The organism is Rhizobium sp. 05L429, from assembly GCF_056397645.1.
In genome coordinates, this window is sequence record NZ_JBFTNV010000035.1 from 42,219 (window position 1) to 66,154 (window position 23,936).

Sequence of the window (23,936 nt, forward strand, 5' to 3'; positions counted from 1 at the left end):
TTGCCGTGGCCGCAGCCGGCTCAAGGCTGCGTCGAAACCCCGATTGGGCGAGAGCCGCCCGCTCAACGTCTCAGCTGCCTCTACCCGCCCGGCCGATCGTGCCGATGCCGGCGAGGATCAGGTCTATGCCGGCGAGGAATTGCTCGCGGTCGTCATGGTCGCGCAGCTTCGTCGCCAGGTGATGGATGAAGGGATATCGTGCCGGGTCGAGCTCGGTCCAGCTTGCGGCAATAGTGTCGAGGGCGGCGGTCCTGTCCGTGCCTTGCGGCAGCAGGCGGGCATTGGCGGCATTCTGTCCGGCAACGCCGAGGATGTAATTGACCAGCGCCGAGCCGGCATTGAACAGTGCATCTTCGGCAACGCCAAGCGCCTGCAGCCTGCCGCCGATCGCTTCGAAGATCTCCAGCATCGCCGCCTGCCACGGCTCGCGAAAAAGATGGGTGCCGACCCAGGGGTGGGCGTCGATGGCGTCAAACAGACCGAGGGCAAAGGTGCGGATCGCCTGGCCCGGCTCGGCATCTACAGCGACATCGGTCAGGACGCGGCCGATAATGGCGTCGGTGGCGGCGGTCAGCAATTCGCTCTTGTCGGCGACATGCCAGTAGATCGCTCCGCTGCCTGTCGACAGACGCGCCGCAAGCGCGCGGAAAGTCAGGGCGTTTTCGCCCTCGGCATCGAGGATCATGATGGCCGCTTCGACGATGCGCTCCTTGGAGAGCGCGTCGGTGCGCCGTTCGCCGCGCGGGGTCCGTGTCTGCTGAGTCTTTATTTTCATGGGCCGCATCTTGACATGAATGGAACGACGTTCCAACTACTAGCTATGGAACGTYGTTCCAATCACCTTCGGAAAGGAAGACAATGACTGCAACAGTCACGATCGTCGGGGCCGGCCTCGGCGGCCTTACGCTTGCCCGCGTCCTCGCCGTCAACGGTATAAAGGCGACGATCTACGAGGCGGAGCCTTCGGCCGAGGCCCGCACACAGGGCGGCCAGCTCGATATTCACGTCCATAACGGCCAGCGGGCGCTGGAGGCTGCCGGCCTCACCGAAGCGTTCCGCGCCATCATCCATCACGGCGCAGAGGCCGCACGCGCGCTTGACCAGCATGGCGCGGTGCTGCTGGAGAAGGCCGATGACGGCACGCTGTCGCGGCCGGAAGTGCTGCGCGGCGATCTGCGCCGCATCCTCATCAGCTCCCTGCCTGATGGCACGATCCGGTGGGGCAAGAAACTCACCGGCGTTGAAGCGCTCGGCGCCGGCCGGCACGAACTGCGCTTTGCCGACGGCACCGGCGTCATCAGCGATCTGCTCGTCGGGGCCGATGGCGCGTGGTCGAAGGTGCGGCCGCTGCTTTCGGATGCAACGCCCGCCTATGTCGGCACGGCCTTTGTCGAGGCCTATCTCCACGATGCCGATATCAGCCACACGGCCACGGCGGAAGCTGTCGGCCTCGGCGCGATGTTTGCGCTTTCGCCGGGCAAGGGCATCGTCGCCCATCGCGAAGCGGGCGGCGTCCTGCACGCCTATATCCAGATGAACCGCTCGCCCGAATGGATCGCCGGCATCGACTTTTCTGATACCGCCGCGGCAAAGGCGCGGATCGCCGGGGAATTCGCCGGCTGGGCGCCGGCGCTTACCGCGCTGATCACCGAAAGCGATACGGCGCTCGCCCCGCGCCTGATCCATGCGCTGCCGGATGCGCACCGGTGGCCGCGTCTACCTGGCGTGACGCTCATCGGCGACGCCGCCCACCTGATGGCGCCATCGGGCGAGGGAGCAAACCTTGCCATGTTCGACGGCGCGGAGCTCGCAAAGGCAATCGCCGCGCAGCCCGACAAGATCGAAGCGGCGCTTGCCGCCTATGAAGAGCCGATGTTTGCCCGTAGCGCCACCGAGGCGGAAGGCGCGCGCTTCATCCTGGACCTCTGCGTCGGCGAGCGCGCACCCTATGGGCTGGTCGATTTCCTGGCCGGCAAGCTCGGGCAGGGATGAGGCGCTGAGCCCGCAGCGCCGGCTGCTTTGATGGCGGCAGCAATCGAGCCGAACCAAACGGCATCACTCTTCCCGGCAAAGCGGTGGTTCGGTAGAGTGGCCGAACGCGCGCCAGATCATCTCACCCGGAGGCTCACTATGGCCGAGGTCTTGTTGTTCCACCACGCACAGGGGCTGACCCCGGGCGTGCGTGCCTTCGCCGACGATATCAGGGCTGCCGGTCATATCGTGCACACGCCTGACCTCTTCGACGGACGCACCTTCCAGAGCATCGATCAGGGTCTCGCCTTTATCGGCGAGACAGGATTCGACGCCATGCGGGAGCGCGGCGTCCGCTTCGCCGACGGATTGCCTGCGGGTGTCGTCTATGCCGGGTTCTCGTTCGGTGTGCTGCCGGCGCAGAAGCTGGCGCAGACACGGGCAGGGGCCCGCGGAGCCCTGCTTTTCTACTCCTGCCTGCCGATCAGCGGCGAGTGGGCTTTCGGACCCTGGCCGGAGGGCGTTCCGGTGCAGATTCACGGCATGGACAAGGACCCGGTCTTCGTCGGCGAGGGCGATATCGACGCCGCCCGCGAAATCGTCGAGACGGTCGATGACGCGGAGCTTTTCCTGTATCCCGGCGATCAGCACTATTTCGCCGACAGCTCGCTCCCGTCCTATGATGCGGATGCCACAGCGCTGCTCACGATCAGGGTGCGCGCGTTTCTGGATCGCGTTTGATCCATTCCATGAGATCGGCAGGCATGGACGGGGAAGGCGTGCGTCAGGCCGGGTGACAGGCAGCAATTGACCTGCCAGGGCGAAGATGTAGCCTGTGTCCATGCACGACACGCTGATCGAATATGCCGATCTCATTTCGCTGCTGACGGCCKTCGGCACCTTCGTCGCGATCGTCGCYGGCGTCGTCGAGCTCATCAAGGTGCGCCGCGACCATGTGAAGGAGAAGGAGCAGGAGTTCAACAGCTCCTACCTGACGATCAGCGATGCCTATCACCGGCTGCTCGAACTCTCCGTCGAATATCCCCATCTCGGCATCTTTCCCTGGCAGGAAGAACCCGCCGACCTCTCAGCCGACGACCTCGTCAGGCGCGACATTTTCTACGAGATGATGATCTCGATCTTCGAGCGCGCCTATCTGGAGCGGCACAAGACGCCCGAGATATCGGAGCATTTCTGGCCGGGCTGGGAGACGTTCCTGCGCCGGCAGATCGAGAAGCCGTCATTTCGGAAATATTGGGGGATTTTTGAAGGCGAGGGTGCGTTCGGGGCCTATGACCGGCGGTTCGAGGCGTTTGCGAAGGGGCTGGATGGCGGGCAGCGGGCCGGTGGTCGGGGTGGAGTGTGACAGGGGCGCAATTGGCTGCGCCCCTCCGCTCGGGTCGTCAGCGAGCGCTGTCGATGATTGCGCCGCCATCAGGGGTGAGGCTGTAGCCCGTGATGAACTGCGAATCCCTGCTGGCAAGGAACAGGACCACCGGGGCAATGTCGTCTTCCGGCGAGCCGAAACGCGCAAGCGCATTGGCTGGCGGCGGGACATCCTTTTGCGCAGCGCCCCAGGTGTCTGCGATCGGCAGGACATTGTTCACGGTGATCTTGTCGGCACCCCATTCGCGCGCCGCCGTGCGGGTCAGCGCGCGCACGGCCTCCTTGGCCATGTTGTAGGGACCATAACCGGCCAATCCGACGGTACCGGCCATTGAACCGAAGTTGATGATCCGGCCTTCGCCGCTTTCCTTCAGGTGAGGATAGCAAGCCTGCATGAAGCGCAGATAGGCAATCGGCCCGGTGTCGAAGTTGCGTTGCAGCTGCTCGAGCGAGAGATCGATGATCGAAGACAGGACCGCAGAACCATCGAAGGCATTGTTCACGAGAATGTCGATGCGACCGTAGGCAGCGACAACCTTGTCTACCGCAGCCGTGATCTGGTCGGCCCTACCGACATCGCAGACGACGGCGAGTGCCGTGCCGCCGGCTTCGACGATCTCGGCGACAGCGCGTTCGACGCCTTCGGGCGTGCGTGAAAGAACCGCGACCTTCGCGCCTTCGGCCGCAAGCAGCTTTGCGGTGGCGCGGCCAATGCCGCGGCTTGCGCCGGTGACGATGGCAGTTTTTCCATTGAGTCGACCCATTTCTATCTCCTTGAGTTGGATTGGGTTATCGGGCGTCAGCGCGCTGCCGCCGGCAGGTAGGGGGAGGGTATGTCGCGGGCGTCGTTCTGCGTCATGAAGGAGGTGGCCAGCAGCGCCAGGCCGATCGCCGCCGGCAGAGCGCCGGCGGGTTTCCGGACACCGATATGGGCTAGGCCCGACAGCAGCAGGTGAAATAAGATGCCGGCATAGGCGAGATCGCTGAGCGGCACGCTGATGCGTGAAAGGATCGCGATCGGGCCGAGAACCTTGATGACGATCATGAACGGAACGAGATAGGGAGCCTTGTATCCAAGCTCCGCCAGCACCCCGCGAACCCAGTCGCCCCTGGTGACATAGATGCAGGCCGAAGCGAGGTAGAGCACGGATAGAAGGGCCGTGCTGATCCAGTACAGGTAAAATTCAGTCATAGGTTCATCCCTGTCACTGCCCGCGCAGCAACATTCCTCTCGTCGAGTCTGTCGGTTTTTCTTGAGAGGCGCTTTTACCGCGCTCCCTTGTGCATGCCGGGAAAATGTCGTCTGAGATCTATATTTGCAAGTAGGATGAATTACTTGCGGTTAGTATGGAAAAGCAGACCATGGCCGAAGACGAAGTCAATATGCATGAGGAGATGCGGCGGGCGTTCGCACTGCTTTCCGGCAAATGGAAGCTGGAAATCATGTGGCTGCTCAATCAGCGGGTCTACCGGTTCGGCGAATTGCGCAAGGCTATCCCCGGCATCACCCAGCACATGCTGACTGCGCAACTGCGCGAGCTCGAAGCAGACGGGCTGGTGTCCCGCACCGTCTTTGCCGAGGTTCCTCCGCGCGTCGAATATGAGATCACGCAAAAGGCCCGCGGGCTCGGCCCCACTATGGAGGCGTTGACGGCCTGGTGGACGGAGCATGGGAAAAGCGTGCCGGCGAGACCGAGCGCGCGCGGCCGCAAAACCGGAGACAGCTGAAACGAGAGATAGCTGGATTGCCTTTGGGCCGAGCGGCAAAACGCTTTCTCCCACCGTCGATCCCTTCGAACGGTTCAGCATTCGATGGAAGCGCTCCGGCCTGGCCGCAGCCGCAAGAGACTGGTTTCATTGCCTGTTTTAACCGCATGCGGCTCATCGAGAGAGAAGACCGGGAGGGCTACCTGCGGCCGGCCGCCACTCCCCCAAACGTAAGTTTGGATTACGGAGGCCTGAGGGCGGCTGTAGGTGTTGAGGGCCGCCACCCGAGAAGCGCTCGAAAACGGAAACGTCCGCAAGCACAGGTTCGAGCGCCGGATCCATGGCGGCATGCAACATCAGCGTGCTGCCGAATGGAGAGTGACAGGYTGGTGTCCACACAACACAGGAGCGCGTCATGTCGCAATCAGAAACAAAAACCCGTCCCTCGGGCCCACAGCAGACAAATATGCCCTCGCAGAACACCTCGCAGGCCGGTGCACCGGCGTCCGGCGAGCTGGTTCCGTCGCGCTACGCGCTTGATATCGGCGATATCGAGGTGCTGGTGGTCAGCGATGGCGTGCTGCCGCTGCCAACCGCGATGTTGGGACACAATGCCGAACCGGCCGTCCGCGCCGCCTGGCTCGGCGACATGTTCCTGCCGCCGGACGCTTTCGACTGGTCGCTGAACGTGGTCGTGGTGCGCAGCGGCAAGCAGACCATCCTCGTCGACGCCGGGCTCGGGATCGACCCGGATCTGAATTTGCCGCGGGCCGGCCAGTTGATCAAGCGACTGGAAGCCGCAGGCATCGATCTGGCATCGGTGACGGACGTGGTGCTGACCCACATGCACATGGACCATGTCGGCGGGCTGCTCGTCGAAGGGGTGAAGGAGCGGCTGCGTCCTGACTTGCGCATCCACGTGGCTGCCGCCGAGGTCAAATTCTGGGAGTCGCCCGATTTCTCCCACGTCTCCATGCCGCCGGGCTTTCCGGATGCGCTCCGGGCGGCCGCCAAGCGCTTTGCCGATGAGTATAAAGGCCAGCTACGGCTGTTCGATGAGGAATATGAGGTGGCGCCGGGCGTGGTCGTCACCCGCACCGGCGGCCACACCCCCGGGCATAGCGTGGTGCGCGTGGCATCCGGCGGCGACAAGCTGATGTTTGCCGGCGACGCCGTGTTCGCCGTCGGGTTCGAACATCCCGACTGGTTCAACGGTTTCGAACACGATCCCGAGGAGGCGGTCCGCGTTCGTATCCGGCTTCTGCGCGAGCTGGCAGCGACCGGCGAATTGCTGGTGGCCACCCATCTGCCGTTCCCCTCGATCGGCCATGTGGCAGTCGACGGCGAAGCCTTTCGCTGGGTACCGATATTCTGGGACTACTGACCGCTACCGGTTATGACGCCATGCCTCTTGCCGGGTGCCTCCCGGCAAGAGGCTGTACGGCATCAATCAGGCATCTGGATAAGGTGCCTGTCCGTCCGGTAGCTTCCGCGCGCCACCGCATCTCTCACCACCAAAGGCCGCAGGTCCAATTCGGCGAGTGACGATAACGGCAGCCAATATTGTTTCAGGTGCGTCTCGCGGCTGACGACGTCATGGCGATCCAGCGACACGAGGAAATAGTGTTCGGCCTGCTGGATGATCCGGCCGCGATAGCGGAAATGGTTCTCGACGCAGAAAAGGTAACGCGCCTCTGTCACCCTGGCATTCGTCTCCTCCTCGAATTCCCTGCGCAGCCGCGTCTCGAACGTATCGCCGATCTCATATTCGCCGCCGATGAAGGCATAGCAGGAGGATGGATCGTCGGCGGGCTGCTGAACCAGCAGTTTTCCGTCCTCCACCACGATGCCCGCAACCCTGATCCTTGGGATCTGCCTCGATGCCACGGCCTGAAAGAAGCGATCCTGACTGGATTCCATGTTTCCCCTCCAAATGGATAGAGCCCATCCTCCGACAGGCAGCGCACACCATCAACTCCATGACACAAATCCGCTACCAAAGACTGTGCCATTCCCACGCAGGTCAAGTTGCACACTACGGAAACTCCCCGGCAGGATGGCCTAAATGATGGCGTCCGCAAGATAAAATCTACCAGTGAGGTCCGGCGCAATTCTTGCAATCATCAGGGGTGGTGGAGCCGTTATTGTCGCGATAAGATCAAGCCGATCTCGCGTCGGGCCTCCACTTGGAACTTGTTGCAGGCCCAACGTATTGTCTAGGCGTTGTTCTACCGATCGAGGAATAAAGATGTCTTCAGAATCCACGCGTCTCACATCCGAGGCCATTACACTGTCGGCCGCGGCCGTTCTGAACTCACTCATCTCCGCTCTTGGCAATAAGGGCCTGCTTTCCCCCGAAGAAGAGCGGGAAGTCTATCGCGCCGCCGCCGAGTTGATCGACGAGGCTTCCGGCGACGACGAGGACGGAACCTACGAGCTGGCGCGTGAGCTGATCGAACTCAGGCTTGCCGATATCTAGAGCCTTTCCGGCGAAAACGGACTCGCCTTCAATGCTCTAGCTTATTGTTTTCTCAGCAATTCCGGATGCAAAACCGGTTCCCACTTTTGCTGGAATTGCTCTAGTGGATTGATCGGGCAGCGCGAGAAATGAGTGTTCATGCGTATCCCAAAAACCGATTGCGGATTGAAACCAGTCAAGCTATTCTGCAGCTGATTGTATCGTGCAATCAGAGCCGCCGCCGTGGCGTGGCGTCTGGGAGGAGGAAAAGGGCATGGCCAAGCTTGTGTTCGGAATGAACCAGTCGCTGGACGGCTATATCGACCACCAGCGATTTGCGCCCGGTCCCACGCTCTTCCGTCACTTCATCGAAAAAGTGCGCGACCTGACGGGCAGCGTGTACGGTCGCCGCCTGTACGAGATCATGCGTTACTGGGACGAAGACCATGCCGACTGGGATGCGGCGGCCCGCGACTTCGCGGCGGCGTGGCGGGGCCACCCGAAGTGGGTCGTATCGCGCTCGCTGACATCGGTCGGACCCAATGCCACGCTTGTGGATGATGACCTGGAGGCGGCGGTTCGCGGGCTGAAGGCGCGGCTTACCGGGGAGATCGGCGTTGGCGGATCAGACCTGGCGCGAAGCCTGACCGATCTTGGCCTTATCGATGAGTATCAACTGTACCTCCACCCTGTCGTGCTCGGCCACGGCACGCCCTTCTTCGCCGGCCCCCGGCCGCCGCTCCGCCTTGTCGCCAGCGATCGTCTCGACGAGGACGTGATCAGGCTGACCTACGTTCCGGCCTGACGGCGATAACAGCCGCCGTCGTCCTCTGCATCGCCGCACTCCTGGCGCTTCCGAAAAGCCCGTCCCGTCGTGGAGGCGCTTTGCGCTGACGGGCGGGATGACCGGCGCTGGAGAAGGCCATGCCGCCATGCCAGCTCGGGCAGGCGGGAGGGTCATCACATGGACGTAGGGAGGCACCACCCTCATACCCCGGATTGCTGTCGTACGTTCCCTTAGGAAAGGTGCCAGAATGAGCGTCTTGCAATAGCGGTCGAAGGGCCGGCGATGCGGAAGGGGACGCCGCTGATGCGGAGAATTCATGTTAGTAACCGTGAGTACCTGAGTACATTTGGTGGAGCGTTGAGTATCGGTCGTGCACCCTCTGCCTGGAGTGCAGTTCTGGGATCCGCGACGGTCGTATCTTCCACGAGTACCGATGGTTCCCCAAGCTTTGCCAAACAGGGCAGCGCAACAGTCCAATCCTCCTTTACCGGCACGGTCACATCTCCCCTGATCCCATCAGGCGACATGCAATCGTCCCCGACATCGTCGTCGGTGATGCCGGCGCCTGCGGCCGATGGCGGCACGCAGGACACGTCCACGAAGACGGCGTCGGCTGCGACGGTCTTCCAGACACCTTCCTCGACATCGCAACGCACCGTGCTTGGCCCGGATCCGCTCGAGGAGGCTGCGACACTGCCTGTCGCTCCGGCGCTGACGGGTGTTACCGGCGATGCCGGTACCGGCAGCACCAGCACGGCGGCACCGGTCGGTTCCGCCAGCAGTGTCAACATTGCTGCGGTGCGCCTTCAGGCCTCGATAGCTTCCATCTCGGTGGAGTCGAGCCAGGACGTTTCCGCCGAGACGACCGAGGCGGCCCCGACAGCACTGGTGGCACCGATGGCGACGGCTGCGGCCGCGGCGGGGCCCAACAAGATCGCGCTCGAAAACCTGAAACAGGGCAACCCGATCAGCGAGTGGGGTATCGAAGGCGACGGCAACGGCACGATCCAGGGTTTCGCCACTGAAATCAGCACCAATATCGGCGGGACGGTCGATTTCAAGATCGCCACGGATTCCACCCATTACCGCATCGATATCTACCGCATGGGCTATTATGGCGGGGACGGGGCGCGCAAGGTCGACTCGATCGAGAAATCGCTGACCACGGCGCAGATCCAGCCGCATCCGATCGTCGACATGTCGCTCGGCCTCATCGATTGCGGCAACTGGTCCGTGTCGGCGAGCTGGCAGATTCCTGACGATTTCGTCTCGGGCGTCTATTTCGCCAAGCTGGTGCGCGAGGACGGGGTCGAGGATGCCAGCATCATCCCCTTCGTCGTGCGCGACGACGCCTCGACCAGCGATATCGTCTTCCAGACGTCCGATACGACATGGCAGGCCTATAATGCCTGGGGCGGCGCCAGCCTCTATTACGGCGAAGTCCCCGTMGATCCGGCCGACATGATCGGCTACCTGCCGCCGAACTGCAGCTGCGGCCTGACCGCAATCGGCCGCGCCTCGGCGGTCAGCTACAACAGGCCGATCATCACCAATACGAGCCCGATCGGCGGCTCGCACGATTTTATCTTCGGCGTCGAATCCTCCGCCATCTCCTGGCTGGAGCAGAACGGCTACGACGTGTCCTATATTTCGGGCGTCGATGCCTCGCGCAACGGCGCGCTGCTGCTCAATCACGATGCCTATCTCTCCGTCGGCCATGACGAATACTGGTCGGCAGAGCAGCGCGCCAATGTCGAGGCCGCGCGTGATTCCGGCGTCAATCTCGCCTTCTGGAGCGGCAACGAGTGTTACTGGAAGGTCCGCTGGGAAAGCAGCATCGACGGCAGCGGCCAGGCCTACCGCACCATGGTCTGCTACAAGGAGACCTGGGGCACGAGCACAGACCCGAGCGATGTCGGCACCGGCACCTGGCGCGATCCGCGCTATGCCGATGCGGGCCAGGAGCCGGAGAATTCGCTGACGGGCACGATGTTCCAGGTGGACAGCTACCGCCAGGATACGATCTCCATCCCCTACGACTATTCGAACCTGCGCTTCTGGCGCAATACCGAAGTCTCCCAGCTGAACGAAGGGGATACCTACAATCTCGTGCAGAACCTGCTCGGCTACGAGTGGGATTCCGATGTCGAGAACGGCTTCCGGCCGGATGGGCTCGTCAATCTGTCGCTTTCGTCCATCTCGGTGGACACCTATCTGCGCGATTACGGCGCGACAGTCGGTTCGGCCGTCGCCACCCACAGCCTCACCATGTACCGGGCGGCAAGCGGCGCGCTCGTCTTCGGCGCCGGCACCGTCTTCTGGTCCTGGGGGCTCAGCGACAACCACCAGGGGCCGACGACATCGACCGATCGCAACGTCCAGCAGGCGATGGTCAACATGTTCGCCGACATGGGCATCCAGCCGACCACGCTCGATGCGAGCCTGATCCTGGCGACGCAATCGACCGACACGCTGAAGCCGACCTCGTCGATCAGTTCGCCCATCATTGGCGCGAGCTTCCTCGAAGGCCAGCACGTGACGATCACCGGTACGGCGCAGGATTTCGGCGGCGGCATCATCGCCGGCGTGGAAGTCTCCACTGATGGCGGACAGCACTGGTTCAAGGCGACCGGCCGCGAGAGCTGGAGCTTTAACTGGGTCGTCCAGGCAAGTGGCACCTATACGATCATGTCGCGCGCCGTCGACGACAGCGTGAACCTTGAAACGCCTTCGGTCGGAAAGCAGGTCACCGTCGTGCTGCCGGGCACCCAGGGCCTGTGGACGCTTGCGGAAAAGCCGGCAACCGAAGTGGCGATCGACCGCGATCCGGTTGAGCTCGGCCTGCGCTTTCAGGCAACGACGGCTGGCGCCGTGCAGGRCATCCGCTTCTACAAGGGCTTCTACAACATCGGCGAGCATGTCGTCAGCCTCTGGTCGAGCAACGGAACGCTGCTGGCAACGGGCGTGTCGGTGAATGAATCGCTTTCCGGCTGGCAGACGGTGATGTTCTCCAGTCCGATCCAGATCGCGGCCGGCACGACCTATGTGGCCTCCTATCACAGCAACGGGTTCTTCTCCGTCACCGAGAACTATTTCAACGAGCCCTATGCCAGCGGCGCGCTGAAGGCCGTCGATGGCGGCGGCGTCTTCGCCTACGGCACCAATGCCAGCACATTCCCAGGCCAGAGCCCCGGCGGCACCAATTACTGGGTGGACGTGGTCTTCGATGCCGGCCCCAACAGCCAACCGGTCGCGACCGACGACAGCGGGCTGATCATCGGCCACAACGGGAACCTGACGATCTCTATTGCCGCGCTCGTGGCAAACGATACCGATCCCAACGGCGATGCGATGACCATTACCGCCGTCGGCAATGCGCTGAACGGCACGGTCGCTCTCAACACGCAGACCGGAACCATCATCTTCACACCGGCCAACAATTATTCAGGCCCGGCAAGCTTTACCTATACGCTGTCGGACGGGCGCGGCGGCACGGATCAGGGCAGTGTCAGCCTCACCGTTCAGCCGGGTCCGGCCGGCGAGACGCTGTTTACGGGCAGCGAGGGACCGACCGGCGGCGGCTTGAACGACAATACGGCGATGGAACTCGGCATGAAGTTCGTCGCTTCCTCAAGCGGCACGATCTCGGGCATCCGCTATTACAAGGCTGCCGGCGATACCAGTGTGCATACCGGCTCCATCTGGAAGGCGGACGGCACGCTCGTTGCCACTGTTACCTTTATCAACGAGTCGCACTCCGGCTGGCAGACCGCGATCTTCTCCACGCCGCTGCAGATCACGGCGGGTGCGACCTATGTCGCCTCCTACCACACGACCGGCAGCTATGTGGCGACGGCAGGCTATTTCAACACGGCCCATACCAACGGCTCGCTGACGGCGCTAGCAGGTGCGAACGGCGTCTACGCCGTCGGATCTGGCTCGACCTTCCCGACATCGAGCTACCAGTCGACGAACTACTGGGTCGATGTCGTCTACAACCAGTCGACGGGCAACATGGTGCCGGTCGCGGCCAATGACAACGGCTATACGACCTATGCCAACACGGCCCTGTCGATTGCCGCTGCCAACCTGCTCGCCAATGACAGCGATGCCGATGGCGATCCACTCAGCATCACCGGCGCAAACGGCGCGGTCAACGGAACGGTGACCTTCAACAGCCAGAACAACACCGTCATCTTCACGCCGACAGCAGGCTATACGGGTTCGGCAAGCTTCTCCTATTCGATCTCGGACGGGCATGGCGGCACGGCTTCGGCTACCGTCAGCCTCAATGTCGGACAGCAGCCTGACGGCACGGGCCTGTTTTCGGCTTCCGACGCACCGGCAAGCGCTACCGACGACAATTCGTCCGTCGAACTCGGCGTCAAGTTCATCGCGTCGGCCCGTGGCGAGATCACCGGACTGCGCTACTACAAGAGCGCGCAGGACACCGGCACGCATGTCGGCTCGCTCTGGACCAGCAGCGGCCAGCTTCTGGGGCAGGCGACCTTCTTCAGCGAGACGGCCAGCGGCTGGCAGACAGTGACCTTCGCGCAGCCGATCGCCGTTTCGGCAGGCGTCACCTATGTGGCGAGCTACCATTCCAACGGCTTCTACTCGGCAACCGCGAACTACTTCACGTCGGACCATACGAATGGCGCGCTGACGGCGCCGTCGAGCACGGCAAGCGGCGGCAACGGCCTCTATGCCTATGGCACGGGCAGCCTGTTTCCGACGGCGAGCTACAATGCGACCAATTACTGGGTCGATGTGCTCTACCGGGAGCCGGTGCAGAATGCGGGTCCGGTCGCCGCAAACGACAGCGGCTTCTCGACCAATGTCKGCACGCCGATCACCATCCAGGCTTCGGCGCTCACCGCCAATGACAGTGATGCCGATGGCGATGCGATCTCGATCACCGGCGTCAGCGGCGCGGTCAACGGCTCGGTCTCCTATGACAGCCAGGCGCAGACCATCACCTTCACGCCGACTGCGGGATATACCGGGCCTGCGAGCTTCAGCTATGCCATCGCCGACGGCCATGGCGGCACGGCAACGGCCGATGTCTCGCTTGCCATCAACAATCCCGGCCCTGAGCAGAACCTCTTCAGCGCCGGCGCGACCCCTGCAATCGTTTCGACCAACGACAACCAGCCGGTCAATCTCGGCATGAAATTCCAGGCCGATACCGCAGGCTGGGTCACGGGCATCCGCTTCTACAAGGGGGCCGACAATACAGGCCCGCATTCCGGCTATCTCTGGACCTCCTCGGGCACGCTGCTCGGCAGTGTCAGCTTCGACAACGAAACGGCAAGCGGCTGGCAGACCGCGACACTCACCCATCAGGTCGCGGTCGCAGCGGATACGACCTACGTCGTTTCCTACAGCACCAACGGCAATTATTCGGCGACCGGCAATTACTTCAGCGCCGATGTGACGAACGGCGACCTGAGGGGGCTCGGCGGCAGCAACGGCGTCTATGCCTATGGGTCGAGCGGGCTGTTCCCGAGCGCCAGCTATAACAGCACGAACTACTACGTGGACGTAGCATTCAGACCGCAGCTCGCGGCGTAAAGGAAGCGGGCGGGGAGTACCGATGACGCGTGCAGACAACAGACTTCCGGTGACGGTCCTTGCCGGTTTTCTCGGCGCCGGCAAGACGACGATCCTCAACCATGTCCTGCGCAATCGCGAGGGGCGCCGGGTCGCCGTGATCGTCAACGACATGAGCGAGATCAATATCGATGCCGATCTCGTGCGCGACGGAGGCGCCAACCTGTCGCGGACGGACGAGACGCTGGTGGAGCTCACCAATGGCTGCATCTGCTGCACCTTGCGCGACGATCTCCTGAGCGAGGTGCGCCGGCTCGCCGCCGCCGGCCGCTTCGACTATCTGCTGATCGAGGGCACCGGCATTGCCGAGCCGCTGCCGGTGGCGGCAACCTTCTCCTTCCGCGACGAGAGCGGGGCCGCGCTCTGCGATGTCGCGCGGCTCGACACGATGGTTTCCGTCGTCGATGCGGTCAATCTGCTGGCCGATTATGCGAGTGCGGAATTCCTGCGGGATCGCGGCGAGAGCCGGGACGGAGACGACGAGCGCAGGCTCGTCGAACTGCTCGTCGAGCAGATCGAATTCGCCGATGTCGTGGTCATCAACAAGGCACAGGATGTCACGCCCGCAGCGCTTGGCGAGGTTCGCCGCATCGTTGCCGCGCTCAACCCCGATGCCCGTGTCATCGAGACCGGCTTCGGCCGGCTGGAGCTCGACGCCATCCTGAATACCGGGCTCTTCAGCGAGGCGAAAGCGGCGCGCCATCCGCTCTGGCACAAGGAACTCTTCGGCTGGGGCGACCATGTGCCGGAGACAGAGGAATACGGCATTTCGAGCTTCGTCTATCGCAGCCGCCGGCCGTTCGATCCCACACGGCTGAGCCAATTCCTCGACAGGAAATGGCCGGGCCTCATCCGCGCGAAGGGGCATTTCTGGCTGGCGACAAGGCCCGACKAGATCGGCCTGCTGTCGATTGCCGGCACCCAGTGCCGCATCGATACCAAGGGTTTCTGGTGGGCTAGCGTGCCGAAGGCGCAATGGCCGCGCTTTCAGCCGTTCCGCCAGCTCATCGACCGGCATTGGGACGATGCCTGGGGCGACCGTCGCCAGGAGCTCGTCTTCATCGGCGCCGGCTTCGACGAGGACGAAATCCGCGCCGCACTCGACGATTGCCTGACCGGTGGGGAGACAGGCTTCGATCCGCAGGCTGCCGCCGGGCTTCGGGACCCGTTCCCGGCCTGGCAGCACGCACATATGCATGCACATTCAAGTAGTTAGAGCGTCCTGATGGACGTAGGATGCCCTAAGGTGAAGACGTTTTGATTATCAACCAGAGGAGAGAACAATGAGCAACGAACTTTATGCAGACGGTATCGGCGAAATCACCATCACGGGAACGATCGTGYGCATCGACCTGATGTCGCTCTCGGCCACCGACCGTGACGCCAACAACAATCCGAAGCCGGTCTTCCGCCAGCGCATCATCATGCCTGTCGATGCCTTCGCCAATGCGGTCGATCTCATGCAGAAGGCGCTGGGCGGGCTGGTCGAGGCGGGCGCGGTTCGCCGCATCGGCGACATGTCGGCGGCGGCCGCTGCCGATATCCAGTCGGTGCAGGGCGGCGGTTCGAACGCTTCGCCGAACTTCAACTGATAAAAATAAATATCGCCTCGGTCTTGTATTGTTTCGGGTGGGCCATGAGTGGTTTTCTGCATACCAATCTGCACTGTCTTGCTCTCGTCGCGCGTCATCACGGCGTCGATCTCGCTCCTGAGCGATTGCAGCACGATTATGCCGTCGGCAACGATCCCGTTGCCGTGCGGCAGCTGCTGCGCATGGCCAAGGATGCCGGCCTGAGGGCAAGGCATCTTGAGCTCAACTGGCGAAGCCTGTTCCAGCTCGGCGAGGCCTTTCCGGTGCTCGCGGAACTTTCGAACGGCAACTGGGTGGTCATCGCCGGGGCTGTCGGGGAGGGCGAGGATGAGAGGATCCGCGTTCTCGACCCGCTCGCCTCACGCGCCGAAGTGATGATGCTCAGCGAAGAGCAGTTCGCCAAGGCCTGGCTCGGATCGGTGATCCTGCTGAAGCGCAACTATCGCATGTCCGACGAGGACCGGCCCTTCGGCTTCCGCTGGTTCGTCCCCGAAATCATCAAGCAGCGCAGCTTCTTCCGCGACGTCGCGCTCGCCGCCTTCGTGCTTTACGGCCTCGGGCTCACGACGCCGATCTTCTTCCAGCTCGTCATCGACAAGGTGCTCGTGCACCAGAGCTATGCGACGCTGACGGTTCTGACGGCGGGCATTGCGATCGCGCTCATCTTCGACGCGACCTTCACCTTCCTGCGCCGCTACCTGCTGCTCTACGCCACGAACAGGATCGACATCCGCGTCGCGACACGCACCTTCGGCCATCTGCTGAACCTGCCGATTGCGCTCTTCGAGCAAGCCTCGGCCGGCGTTCTCGTCAAGCACATGCAGCAGACGGGGCGCATCCGTGAATTCCTGACCGGCCGGCTGTTCCTGACCCTTCTGGACGGCGTGTCGCTTCTCGTCTTCGTGCCGATCCTGCTTCTCTACAGCGTCAAGCTGACGCTGGTGGTGCTCGGTTTTGCTGCCCTTGTCGGGCTGGTGGTGATGATGCTCGTCGGGCCGTTCCAGCGCCGCTTGCAGGCGCTCTACCAGGCCGAAGGCGACCGGCAGGCCTTGCTGGTGGAAACCGTGCACGGCATGCGCACCGTCAAATCGCTGGCCCTGGAGCCACGCCAGCGCAAGGTGTGGGATGATTATTCGGCCCAATCGATCTCCGTGCGTTTCCGGGTCGACAAGATCTCGACCATCGCCCAGGCGATGACGGGATTGCTGGAGAAGCTGATGAGTGTGGCGATCATCGGTCTCGGCGCGCTCGATGTCTTCAGCGGCACGATGACGATCGGCGCGCTGGTCGCCTTCAACATGCTCGCCGGCCGCGTCTCGGGACCGCTCGTCCAAATCGTGACCATGGTGCACGAATATCAGGAAGTGGCGCTCTCGGTGCGCATGCTGGGCGAGATCATGAACCAGCGGCCGGAGCAGGCGGGCCGCGGGCGCGGTGTCCGGCCGCATCTGCAGGGCCGCATCGAATTCGACAAGGTCACCTTCCGCTACGGCCCGGACAGCGCGCCGGCGCTCGACAATGTCTCCTTCGCCATTCCGGCGGGCTGCGTCTTCGGCGTGGTCGGCAAGAGCGGCTCGGGCAAGACGACGATCACAAGGCTCATCCAGGGGCTCTATCAGAGCCAGGAAGGCCTCGTGCGCATGGACGGCTATGACAGCCGCGAGATCGACCTCGTGCATCTGAGAACCAGCATCGGCGTCGTGCTGCAGGATAACTTCCTGTTCCGCGGCTCGGTTCGCGAAAATATCGCCGCCGCCAAGCCCGATGCCAGCATCGAGGAAATCATGGAAGTCGCGCGCATCGCCGGCGCCGAGGAGTTCATCGAGCGCCTGCCGCGCGGCTTCGACACGATGCTGGAGGAAAACGCCTCCAACCTGTCCGGCGGCCAGAAGCAGCGCCTGGCGATTGCGCGTGCGCTGATCACCGATCCGAAGCTGTTGATCTTCGATGAGGCAACCAGCGCGCTCGACCCTGACAGCGAGGCGATCATCCGCGAGAACCTCAGCCGCATCGCTGCCGGGCGCACCGTCATCATCGTCTCGCACCGGCTTTCGACGCTCGTCGATGCCGATGCCATTCTCGTCGTCGAGCGTGGCAAGGTCGCCGATATCGGCCGGCACGATCAGCTTGTATCGCGCTGCATGACCTATCGCCACCTGTGGTCCCAGCAGATGAGGCAGGTCGCATGAACGCGCACGCCAGAAAACCCAGCGAGAACCTGCCAGTGCCATCAGACAAAGGTCCTTCAGACAGAGGGCGATCGGGTCAGGGCAGAGAACTGATCGCCCGCCCGCCGCTGCCGCCGGCGATCGCGGAATTCCAGTCCGATGCCGTCGAGCTTGAGGAACGCGCGCCGCCGCGGGTGGCGCGCATGACGCTCTATTGTGTGACGGCGCTGATTGCCGCGGCAATCATCTGGGCCTCGGTCTCGTCCATCGACGAGGTGGTGATCGCGCCCGGCAAGCTCGTCACCACCCAGCCGACCATCGTCGTCCAGCCGCTCGAAACCTCGATCATCCGCACGATCGAGGTGAAGGCCGGCGAGGTGGTGCATGCCGGGCAGACGCTGGCGACCCTCGACGCCACTTTCAGCCAGGCCGATGTCGACCAGCAGCAGGCGAAATTCGCCGCACTCGACGCCCAGGTGAAGCGCATCGAGGCCGAGCTTGCCGGCGACGACTATACGAAGTTGGCGGGAAACACCCCCGACCAGACGCTGCAGGCGCAGCTCTTCGGCCAGCGACGGGCCTTCTACATGGCGCAGCTGCAGAATTTCGAACAGCAGATCGCCGGCCAGTCGGCCGCTCTTGCGGCGAGCAAGAACCAGGAGGCCGTGCTCAACGACAGGCGCGACGGGCTCTCGCAGATCGAGGCAGCGCGGGAGCGGCTCTATAACAAGCAGAGCGGCTCGCTGATCACGCTGCTCGGCTCGCGCGACGCCCGCCTCGACGTCGAGTCCAGCCTGTCCGCCGTTCGCGGCAAGGCCGACGAGGCAGCGCACGCCTATGCCAAGCTCAGGGCCGACCGCCAGGCCTTCATCGAGGATTTCCGCCGCGCCGCGATGGAGCAGCTGGTGGAACTGCGCGGCCAGCGCGACATGGCCGACGAGGAACTGAAGAAGATGGAGCTGCGCCGCAACATGGTGTCGCTGACCGCACCCGCCGATGCCGTCGTGCTCGATCTCGCCCAGCGCTCCATCGGCTCCGTCGTGCGCGAGGCCGAACCGGTGGTGACGCTGGTGCCGATCAACGTGCCGCTCGAAGCCGAAGTCTCGATCAACACCCGCGACATCGGCCGTGTCGCCGTCGGCAAGGACGCCCGCATCAAGCTCGACGCCTATCCCTTCCAGAAATACGGCACGGCCTCGGGCGAGGTGAGGACGATCAGCCAGGACACGTTCCTCACCGGCCAACCGGAACAGACCGCCACGCCCAGCCAACCGGCAGCGCCTTTCTTCAAGGCAAGGATCCTGCTCGCCGACACCCGGCTGAATGCATCGGAMGTGCCCGTAAGGCTGCTGCCTGGCATGACCGTGACGACGGAGATCAAGGTGGGGAACAGGACGGTGATCTCGTATTTCCTCTATCCGCTGCTGCGCGGGCTGGATAGCGCGATCCGGGAGCCGAATTGAGGGGGCCGCAGGGCGAGGTGTAGGGCGAGGGGCCCTGCACCAGCCAGGGGATGGGGGCGCGCCGCCGCTTACGGCGCTGCCCCCAGACCTGTTTTTGGGCGTCCGGGTGCGCGGCGTCTTCGGCCCGTCATCTCGGTGGGAAGCAGTCATGACGGGAAGTTTGAGGCAGGCACCTGCGCCCAAGGTGAACTCATCTGCAGCCATGGCCGCTTTCAGGGCAGAATCGGGCTTTTTCGTTGATCAAGGATAAGGCCGCTTCGCGCCTCCATAGTGGTCATCGAGCCACCGGTCGACGTCGCCGCAAAGCGGACATTACGTGGTGAAAACACCCGGTCGCAGCGGAGCCATAAGCTGTCATCTCGCCATTTCAGTGACGAGGGCTCGGCACTGCAGTGTAGTGGCGCTATGCTGCAATCCGAAAAAGTCTAGTTCCGAAAGGACATATTGGCGAGTCTGATCCGGGGCGAGATGGCTTTATGGCTTGCTGTGCTAACGACGAAGAACACCGGCAGACAAATGCCAGCACGGAGACAATAGTGGCGGCAGCCTGAGATATTCCTCTTCCGCCCTTTCGCCGAGGCGCTCTACTGTTTCGAAGCACTGAACCGGCCGCTGGCAGACGCGGAAAATCCGCTGACCGGCCGGCAGCGGCAGATATTGACGATGATGGCGCAGGGCAAGACGAGCGGCGAGATCGCCGAGGAGCTGAACCTGTCGCGGCGCACGGTGGAGGCGCACCGCGCGAGAATGATGCGCTCCACCGGGATCAGGAACGCTGCGGAACTGATGGCCTKGTTCTCGACCGAGATGAATTGAGGTGTGTTTGAGACGCATGAACGGCGTGTGGCCGATAGCTTCGGCCACACTAGCCGCGTGATACCGGAGTCAGCCGCTGATCGGCGGCCGCGACGGTGCAAGCCTCATGGTCTGTGAGTAGGCGAGCGGTGAACGGTTGCCCGGAAGATTGGCGTCGAGGATGAGCGTCTTTACATCGTCGATGCGAATATCGATCACGATGACATCCTCAAGCTTGTCGATCTGCCATACGGCATAGCCGAGGCCTGGGCCGTATCCGCAATCGCATTCGCAATAGCCGGATGTAAGCTGGTGGGGTAGACATGGCAGGAACATGATCAACGGCTTTGGCAAATCATAGCAGTGCCCTTCATAGGAGTAGCCGTATATGACGCCGATACACCTGCCTTTGTCATCGTCGCAGCATTTCTTGGAGGATATCTCCACCGGGAGAGAATAAACATCGAAACCCAGCAGGCCCGCGAGTGTGATTTTTTCCTTAAAAATCGCAAAGATGGGATCAAGGGTGTATGCTAGGCTTTTTCTTACGATTTCTGCTATTTTCTTTGTATCGCCCTCGATGTTGTTGACGTGTAGGTCATTTTCGAGTCGTTTTAGTACCTCTTTCTCGGAATTTACAAAGATGGGCGCGTGATCAGCCAAGCGCCCATATAATCGCACTTCGCCTGGTCTATAGGCGCTATAGTTGGGAGGCGTTAGGCCTGTTGGGTTTGGACCTACACCGGGATGGCAGCAGCAGTCGCTCATGTTCCCCTCCTATCAAGGACTGGTTTCACCTGATGATTTCACGCCATACAAAATTTGCCTCGAGCCGTTCGGCCGCGACCCCGTCGACCGTTGCTGCAACCACCGTCCTTGCGACTTGATCAAGCGTCATAGTGTTTGGATCGAGCGAGCGCAGCGACCCCGCGAGCGCGCGACCGACCTGGTCGCGGGCGGTTTCGAGTGCCAGCTTGAAATAGAGCGGCCGGTCGCRGAACGATCGCTCGGTCAAGCCGCGAAACTCGTCGAATTGGTCGAGCGTCAATTCACTGAGATCGACGTCGAGCAGGCGCGGGTCGGCGAACCCTTCGCGAACCAATTGGCGGTGGTAGACGTCTACGATGCTGTCGAAGATCGCGCCGAGGAAGGGGAGCGAGCGGTCGTGCGGTTCGCGGGTGGTTTCCGACATGCGGCGGAAATTGGTAGCCAGCMGGATTTGCGTCTCGGGACTAGTCTCGGCGAAACGGTTGAGCTCATTGGAGAGCAGAAGATTGCCTTGCGTCCGACGCAGCAGCCGGTCGACGGCGGAATCGAAATGCAGCAGCGAGATCAGCGACACACAGTCGGAAAAGGCTTCCGAAAACGGGAAGAAATCGKCCTCGCGCGATGTGATCATCGGGATGCCGAGTTCCGACAGGCTGATGAAATGGCCGACCTCGTGGGCGATCGTGTCGAAGTTCAGCGCATAGGGCCGCAGCACGCCGCCGACATCGGAGGCTCCCAGCTCCAGATAGCCGTAGCCGGCATGGGCGTTGTCCCAGTCGACCAGGGGAATGATTTCCAGGCGGCGAAAGGCCGGGTCGAAGAACCAGCGGATGCGATGACCGAGATAGCTGTGCCAGATGTCGAGCACGAAATGTACGCAGGCATAGACGTGGACGCCGAGGTAGGCCCGCGATTTCGGGTCCATATTGTCGAAGTTGCGATCCGGGCCAGATCGTGCCGCCGGTCGCCGCTCGCCTTCGAACGGCGGCAGATCGTCAGGACCATAGGGCTGTTTTTCGATCAACGGATCGACCACGTACACCCACTGGTCGCTCGGTCCGTCACGAATCTCGTCGGGCAGGATCGAGAGCCAGACGCGATCGGGCTCTTCGTAGCCGGGGATGAAGGGAGGCTGGGGGAAAATCCAGAATCGTGTTCCGATGCGTGGGTTCACGCGTTCCGTCACATTGTTCGGATACGATTCCATGGCACAATCGCTTTCGAAGAAGAAGGATTGAGCAACCACACGTTTAATTAGTAAGTTCGTATCAAGTCGATGTCAATATGCGAGGCTTCCAAATCTCTCATGAAAGTATTGGTCGCGACCCAGGCGCGATCAACGTCGCGGCCCTGCCGCTCTACTGTTAGGGAAGGCGCCTTACGTAACGTAAGGAGGGCGTCCTGGCGCTTTTGCCCGGTCATTTCTTTCCGCAATGCCGAAATACGGTCACTGGAAAATCCCCCAGCCCGCAATAGGGCTGCGAGCGAGCGATCGCGAAAGTTCGTCCCGCGCGCCAATGCTATGAGCTGGTCGCGCTCATCGGATGTCATCATATTTCGGCGGGCAAGCGTCGAGAACGTCCGTTGAAGGTCGACAAGTGCGTCCGTGAGCGGCAGAAAGCCGAGTTCGGCGGGCCCTGACTGCACGGCGACCGCATCCTCCGCCGTCAACGGCCAGCGCCGGTACCACCTATAGATCAGGCCGACGCCGATCATGCCATAGGGCGCAAGCTCGGCCGCCCGCAAGGCTCCCATGCTGGCCGCGCCGATCATGACGATGCCTTTTGCCATCGCCCAGAGAATTTCCTTGTGGCGKACGGCGGGGCGGTCCTCGAACTGTCSGTCGATCAGCACCATCGCACGTGGGCGGAAGGCATGGGCGGCGAGTATGACGTCTCCCTGGGATACGGGCTGGAGATAGATCGCGTCGAGCACCGCCTGCGCCTCTTCGAGACGCAGCGTGGGGCCGAGAAATACCAGAATTGGACCTTCCTTGCCGGCATTCGTCATCGGCAACCCCTCAACGCAAAATTGAAAACGGCCGCGCACCCGCAAGAATGGTTCGCACGCAGGCCACGCCTGCTTCGGCGTCCGCTCCGACCGGTACGGCGAGAACAGGTCCAAGCCCGCAGGCGGCAACCCGGTCGACGACGTCGCGCAGGCATGTTGGGGCGAAGGGCGACGCTGCCGTGCCCGCAGCCGTGGCTTCGAGGATCAGGCGGCGGGCGTCCGCGACGAGCGGATCGGTGCTCTTCCGATAGTGTTCGCGCGTCTGGTCGTCGCGCGCGCCGGAAATCGCCCCGGCGCGCGCCGACAATGCCTCCAGCATCGCGCTCGCCGCCGCTGTCTCGACGGTAAAGCCCGCCGAATGGCCCTCCGTCGGCAACGCCAGGGTAGGCTCAGCCGCGCCGGCCTCGATCGCCTGGCACCAGATCACCGGTAGGTCGGTGGGCGAGGGGGCGTGCCAAAGCGCGAAAGCGATGCCCTGCGTCCGGGTGACTGAAAGAATATGCTCGACCTTCGGCCCGATGTGCGATGTCGCTATGCGGCAACGATCGAAAAAGCCGTGGGTGGCGAAGGCCCGCGCGATCGCGTCGCGTTCGATGCATTCGAACAGTCCATGCGCGAAGGCATCGCGCGCCGTGCTGTGGCAGGCAAGGCCGGTGGTGGTGCGGATGAACAATCCGTCGCCCTGTGGCTCGGGATCGGTATAGCAGGTGTGAACAAGTTCGAGCGGCACCGGCTGCGGCGCTCCGCTCGCGACATCGACAGCCAAGGTCCAGGGAATTGGCAGCGATCGCCATGCGGTGCCGGCGTGGGGAAGCAGCAGGTTTTCGAGCAGGGCCGCGTCGATCCGAAGCTCGTCGGCGGTCGCAAGAAAGCAGTCCGAGGAGGGAATGCGCTCGGCGAAGAAACGCTCGAGACCCTCCATGATCGCCCCGACCGCCGCCTCCATCAGGGTGAGGCCGCGGCCAAGCGAGGTCACCTCGGAAAGCGCGGCCGGCTGGATGGCCTGCGCCACCGGCAGACCGAGACGGTCGAGCCCGGTCAGGTCGGCGAGACGGGTGATGCCGGCCCGGCGGCTGAAAGGGAGTAGCCTGCGAAAACATGCCTCGGCGGCGCCGGGGTCGGCCGGCGTATCGAGCGGTTGCCTCAAGCCGGCGGCAAGCTCGTCGCGAAAGTCGGCAATCCGTCCGTCGATCGCCGGCGGGGCAGGGGTCAGGCCTT

General features: G+C 62.9%; 21 protein-coding genes. 13 read left to right on the forward strand and 8 right to left on the reverse strand.

The window, feature by feature from the left end; all coding sequences use genetic code 11:
• Nucleotides 1–70: 70 nt before the first annotated feature.
• On the reverse strand, nucleotides 71–775 hold the full coding sequence (locus AC1DNW_RS28710) for a TetR/AcrR family transcriptional regulator C-terminal domain-containing protein (RefSeq protein ID WP_113311898.1): 705 nt from the start codon (nucleotides 773–775) through the stop codon (nucleotides 71–73).
• 83 nt (nucleotides 776–858) lie between these two features.
• On the opposite strand from AC1DNW_RS28710, the gene AC1DNW_RS28715 reads away from it, so the two are divergent.
• The 3 genes from AC1DNW_RS28715 (at nucleotide 859) to AC1DNW_RS28725 (ending at nucleotide 3,337) form a co-directional block, all read left to right on the forward strand.
• Nucleotides 859–1,992: an FAD-dependent oxidoreductase gene (locus AC1DNW_RS28715; protein WP_477855140.1), complete on the forward strand. Its 1,134-nt coding sequence runs from the start codon at nucleotides 859–861 to the stop codon at nucleotides 1,990–1,992.
• Between the two features lie 138 nt (nucleotides 1,993–2,130).
• Nucleotides 2,131–2,712 carry a dienelactone hydrolase family protein gene (locus AC1DNW_RS28720; protein ID WP_477855141.1) on the forward strand — a complete coding sequence of 194 codons (582 nt, stop codon included), beginning with the start codon at nucleotides 2,131–2,133 and terminating at the stop codon, nucleotides 2,710–2,712.
• Nucleotides 2,713–2,812: 100 nt separating this feature from the next.
• Nucleotides 2,813–3,337, forward strand: a complete 525-nt coding sequence (locus AC1DNW_RS28725) for a hypothetical protein (protein ID WP_477855158.1) — start codon at nucleotides 2,813–2,815, stop codon at nucleotides 3,335–3,337.
• Nucleotides 3,338–3,374: 37 nt separating this feature from the next.
• On the opposite strand, the gene AC1DNW_RS28730 is transcribed toward AC1DNW_RS28725, so the two are convergent.
• Together AC1DNW_RS28730 and AC1DNW_RS28735 are read right to left on the reverse strand one after the other, a co-directional pair.
• Nucleotides 3,375–4,121 (reverse strand): SDR family NAD(P)-dependent oxidoreductase, encoded by a 747-nt coding sequence (locus AC1DNW_RS28730; protein WP_477855142.1) that lies wholly within the window; start codon nucleotides 4,119–4,121, stop codon nucleotides 3,375–3,377.
• A 35-nt stretch (nucleotides 4,122–4,156) separates the two neighbouring features.
• On the reverse strand, nucleotides 4,157–4,549 hold the full coding sequence (locus tag AC1DNW_RS28735) for a DoxX family protein (protein ID WP_477855143.1): 393 nt from the start codon (nucleotides 4,547–4,549) through the stop codon (nucleotides 4,157–4,159).
• Nucleotides 4,550–4,704: 155 nt separating this feature from the next.
• Here AC1DNW_RS28735 and AC1DNW_RS28740 point away from each other — a divergent pair, with 155 nt between their 5' ends.
• Entirely contained in the window at nucleotides 4,705–5,085 is a 381-nt protein-coding gene (locus AC1DNW_RS28740; RefSeq protein WP_113301926.1) for a winged helix-turn-helix transcriptional regulator, read from the forward strand.
• A 394-nt stretch (nucleotides 5,086–5,479) separates the two neighbouring features.
• Complete coding sequence (locus tag AC1DNW_RS28745) at nucleotides 5,480–6,448, forward strand: MBL fold metallo-hydrolase (protein ID WP_477855144.1); 969 nt, start codon at nucleotides 5,480–5,482, stop codon at nucleotides 6,446–6,448.
• A gap of 62 nt (nucleotides 6,449–6,510) precedes the next feature.
• On the opposite strand, the gene AC1DNW_RS28750 is transcribed toward AC1DNW_RS28745, so the two are convergent.
• Nucleotides 6,511–6,984 (reverse strand): NUDIX domain-containing protein, encoded by a 474-nt coding sequence (locus AC1DNW_RS28750; RefSeq protein ID WP_477855145.1) that lies wholly within the window; start codon nucleotides 6,982–6,984, stop codon nucleotides 6,511–6,513.
• Between the two features lie 328 nt (nucleotides 6,985–7,312).
• Between AC1DNW_RS28750 and AC1DNW_RS28755 the strand changes: the two genes are divergently transcribed.
• From AC1DNW_RS28755 to AC1DNW_RS28790, 8 genes are all read left to right on the forward strand, one after another.
• On the forward strand, nucleotides 7,313–7,543 hold the full coding sequence (locus tag AC1DNW_RS28755) for a hypothetical protein (protein WP_113312257.1): 231 nt from the start codon (nucleotides 7,313–7,315) through the stop codon (nucleotides 7,541–7,543).
• A gap of 253 nt (nucleotides 7,544–7,796) precedes the next feature.
• The gene (locus AC1DNW_RS28760; RefSeq protein WP_113312258.1) at nucleotides 7,797–8,327 is read left to right on the forward strand and encodes a dihydrofolate reductase family protein; all 531 of its coding nucleotides are present in this window, start codon (nucleotides 7,797–7,799) and stop codon (nucleotides 8,325–8,327) included.
• A 264-nt stretch (nucleotides 8,328–8,591) separates the two neighbouring features.
• On the forward strand, nucleotides 8,592–13,883 hold the full coding sequence (locus AC1DNW_RS28765) for a DUF4082 domain-containing protein (RefSeq protein ID WP_477855146.1): 5,292 nt from the start codon (nucleotides 8,592–8,594) through the stop codon (nucleotides 13,881–13,883).
• Between the two features lie 22 nt (nucleotides 13,884–13,905).
• Nucleotides 13,906–15,138 (forward strand): GTP-binding protein, encoded by a 1,233-nt coding sequence (locus AC1DNW_RS28770; protein WP_477855147.1) that lies wholly within the window; start codon nucleotides 13,906–13,908, stop codon nucleotides 15,136–15,138.
• Nucleotides 15,139–15,205: 67 nt separating this feature from the next.
• The gene (locus AC1DNW_RS28775; RefSeq protein ID WP_477855148.1) at nucleotides 15,206–15,514 is read left to right on the forward strand and encodes a hypothetical protein; all 309 of its coding nucleotides are present in this window, start codon (nucleotides 15,206–15,208) and stop codon (nucleotides 15,512–15,514) included.
• Between the two features lie 44 nt (nucleotides 15,515–15,558).
• Nucleotides 15,559–17,703, forward strand: coding sequence for a peptidase domain-containing ABC transporter (locus tag AC1DNW_RS28780; protein WP_113312261.1), 2,145 nt, complete (start codon nucleotides 15,559–15,561; stop codon nucleotides 17,701–17,703).
• Nucleotides 17,700–19,145, forward strand: coding sequence for an HlyD family type I secretion periplasmic adaptor subunit (locus AC1DNW_RS28785; protein ID WP_477855149.1), 1,446 nt, complete (start codon nucleotides 17,700–17,702; stop codon nucleotides 19,143–19,145). The genes AC1DNW_RS28780 and AC1DNW_RS28785 overlap by 4 nt, the downstream gene beginning before the upstream one ends.
• Before the next feature lie 633 nt (nucleotides 19,146–19,778).
• Nucleotides 19,779–19,961, forward strand: a complete 183-nt coding sequence (locus AC1DNW_RS28790; protein ID WP_477855159.1) for a LuxR C-terminal-related transcriptional regulator — start codon at nucleotides 19,779–19,781, stop codon at nucleotides 19,959–19,961.
• Nucleotides 19,962–20,030: 69 nt separating this feature from the next.
• Here the strand turns inward: AC1DNW_RS28790 and AC1DNW_RS28795 are convergent, their stop codons facing one another.
• From AC1DNW_RS28795 to AC1DNW_RS28810, 4 genes are read right to left on the reverse strand one after another with little or no spacing between them, the layout of a single operon-like run.
• Nucleotides 20,031–20,708, reverse strand: a complete 678-nt coding sequence (locus tag AC1DNW_RS28795) for a hypothetical protein (RefSeq protein WP_113309148.1) — start codon at nucleotides 20,706–20,708, stop codon at nucleotides 20,031–20,033.
• 25 nt (nucleotides 20,709–20,733) lie between these two features.
• Entirely contained in the window at nucleotides 20,734–21,915 is a 1,182-nt protein-coding gene (locus tag AC1DNW_RS28800) for a gluzincin family metallopeptidase (protein ID WP_477855150.1), read from the reverse strand.
• 47 nt (nucleotides 21,916–21,962) lie between these two features.
• Complete coding sequence (locus AC1DNW_RS28805) at nucleotides 21,963–22,718, reverse strand: TfuA-like protein (RefSeq protein ID WP_477855151.1); 756 nt, start codon at nucleotides 22,716–22,718, stop codon at nucleotides 21,963–21,965.
• Nucleotides 22,719–22,728: 10 nt separating this feature from the next.
• Complete coding sequence (locus AC1DNW_RS28810) at nucleotides 22,729–23,931, reverse strand: YcaO-like family protein (protein WP_113309152.1); 1,203 nt, start codon at nucleotides 23,929–23,931, stop codon at nucleotides 22,729–22,731.
• Between the last annotated feature and the right edge of the window lie 5 nt (nucleotides 23,932–23,936).

Excerpts from the sequence above, each read along its gene's own strand:
- AC1DNW_RS28710 (WP_113311898.1), bottom strand. The coding sequence starts at position 775 with ATGAAAATAAAGACTCAGCAGACACGGACCCCGCGCGGCGAACGGCGC.
- AC1DNW_RS28715 (WP_477855140.1), top strand. The coding sequence starts at position 859 with ATGACTGCAACAGTCACGATCGTCGGGGCCGGCCTCGGCGGCCTTACG.
- AC1DNW_RS28720 (WP_477855141.1), top strand. The coding sequence starts at position 2,131 with ATGGCCGAGGTCTTGTTGTTCCACCACGCACAGGGGCTGACCCCGGGC.
- AC1DNW_RS28730 (WP_477855142.1), bottom strand. The coding sequence starts at position 4,121 with ATGGGTCGACTCAATGGAAAAACTGCCATCGTCACCGGCGCAAGCCGC.
- AC1DNW_RS28735 (WP_477855143.1), bottom strand. The coding sequence starts at position 4,549 with ATGACTGAATTTTACCTGTACTGGATCAGCACGGCCCTTCTATCCGTG.
- AC1DNW_RS28740 (WP_113301926.1), top strand. The coding sequence starts at position 4,705 with ATGGAAAAGCAGACCATGGCCGAAGACGAAGTCAATATGCATGAGGAG.
- AC1DNW_RS28745 (WP_477855144.1), top strand. The coding sequence starts at position 5,480 with ATGTCGCAATCAGAAACAAAAACCCGTCCCTCGGGCCCACAGCAGACA.
- AC1DNW_RS28750 (WP_477855145.1), bottom strand. The coding sequence starts at position 6,984 with ATGGAATCCAGTCAGGATCGCTTCTTTCAGGCCGTGGCATCGAGGCAG.
- AC1DNW_RS28755 (WP_113312257.1), top strand. The coding sequence starts at position 7,313 with ATGTCTTCAGAATCCACGCGTCTCACATCCGAGGCCATTACACTGTCG.
- AC1DNW_RS28760 (WP_113312258.1), top strand. The coding sequence starts at position 7,797 with ATGGCCAAGCTTGTGTTCGGAATGAACCAGTCGCTGGACGGCTATATC.
- AC1DNW_RS28780 (WP_113312261.1), top strand. The coding sequence starts at position 15,559 with ATGAGTGGTTTTCTGCATACCAATCTGCACTGTCTTGCTCTCGTCGCG.
- AC1DNW_RS28795 (WP_113309148.1), bottom strand. The coding sequence starts at position 20,708 with ATGAGCGACTGCTGCTGCCATCCCGGTGTAGGTCCAAACCCAACAGGC.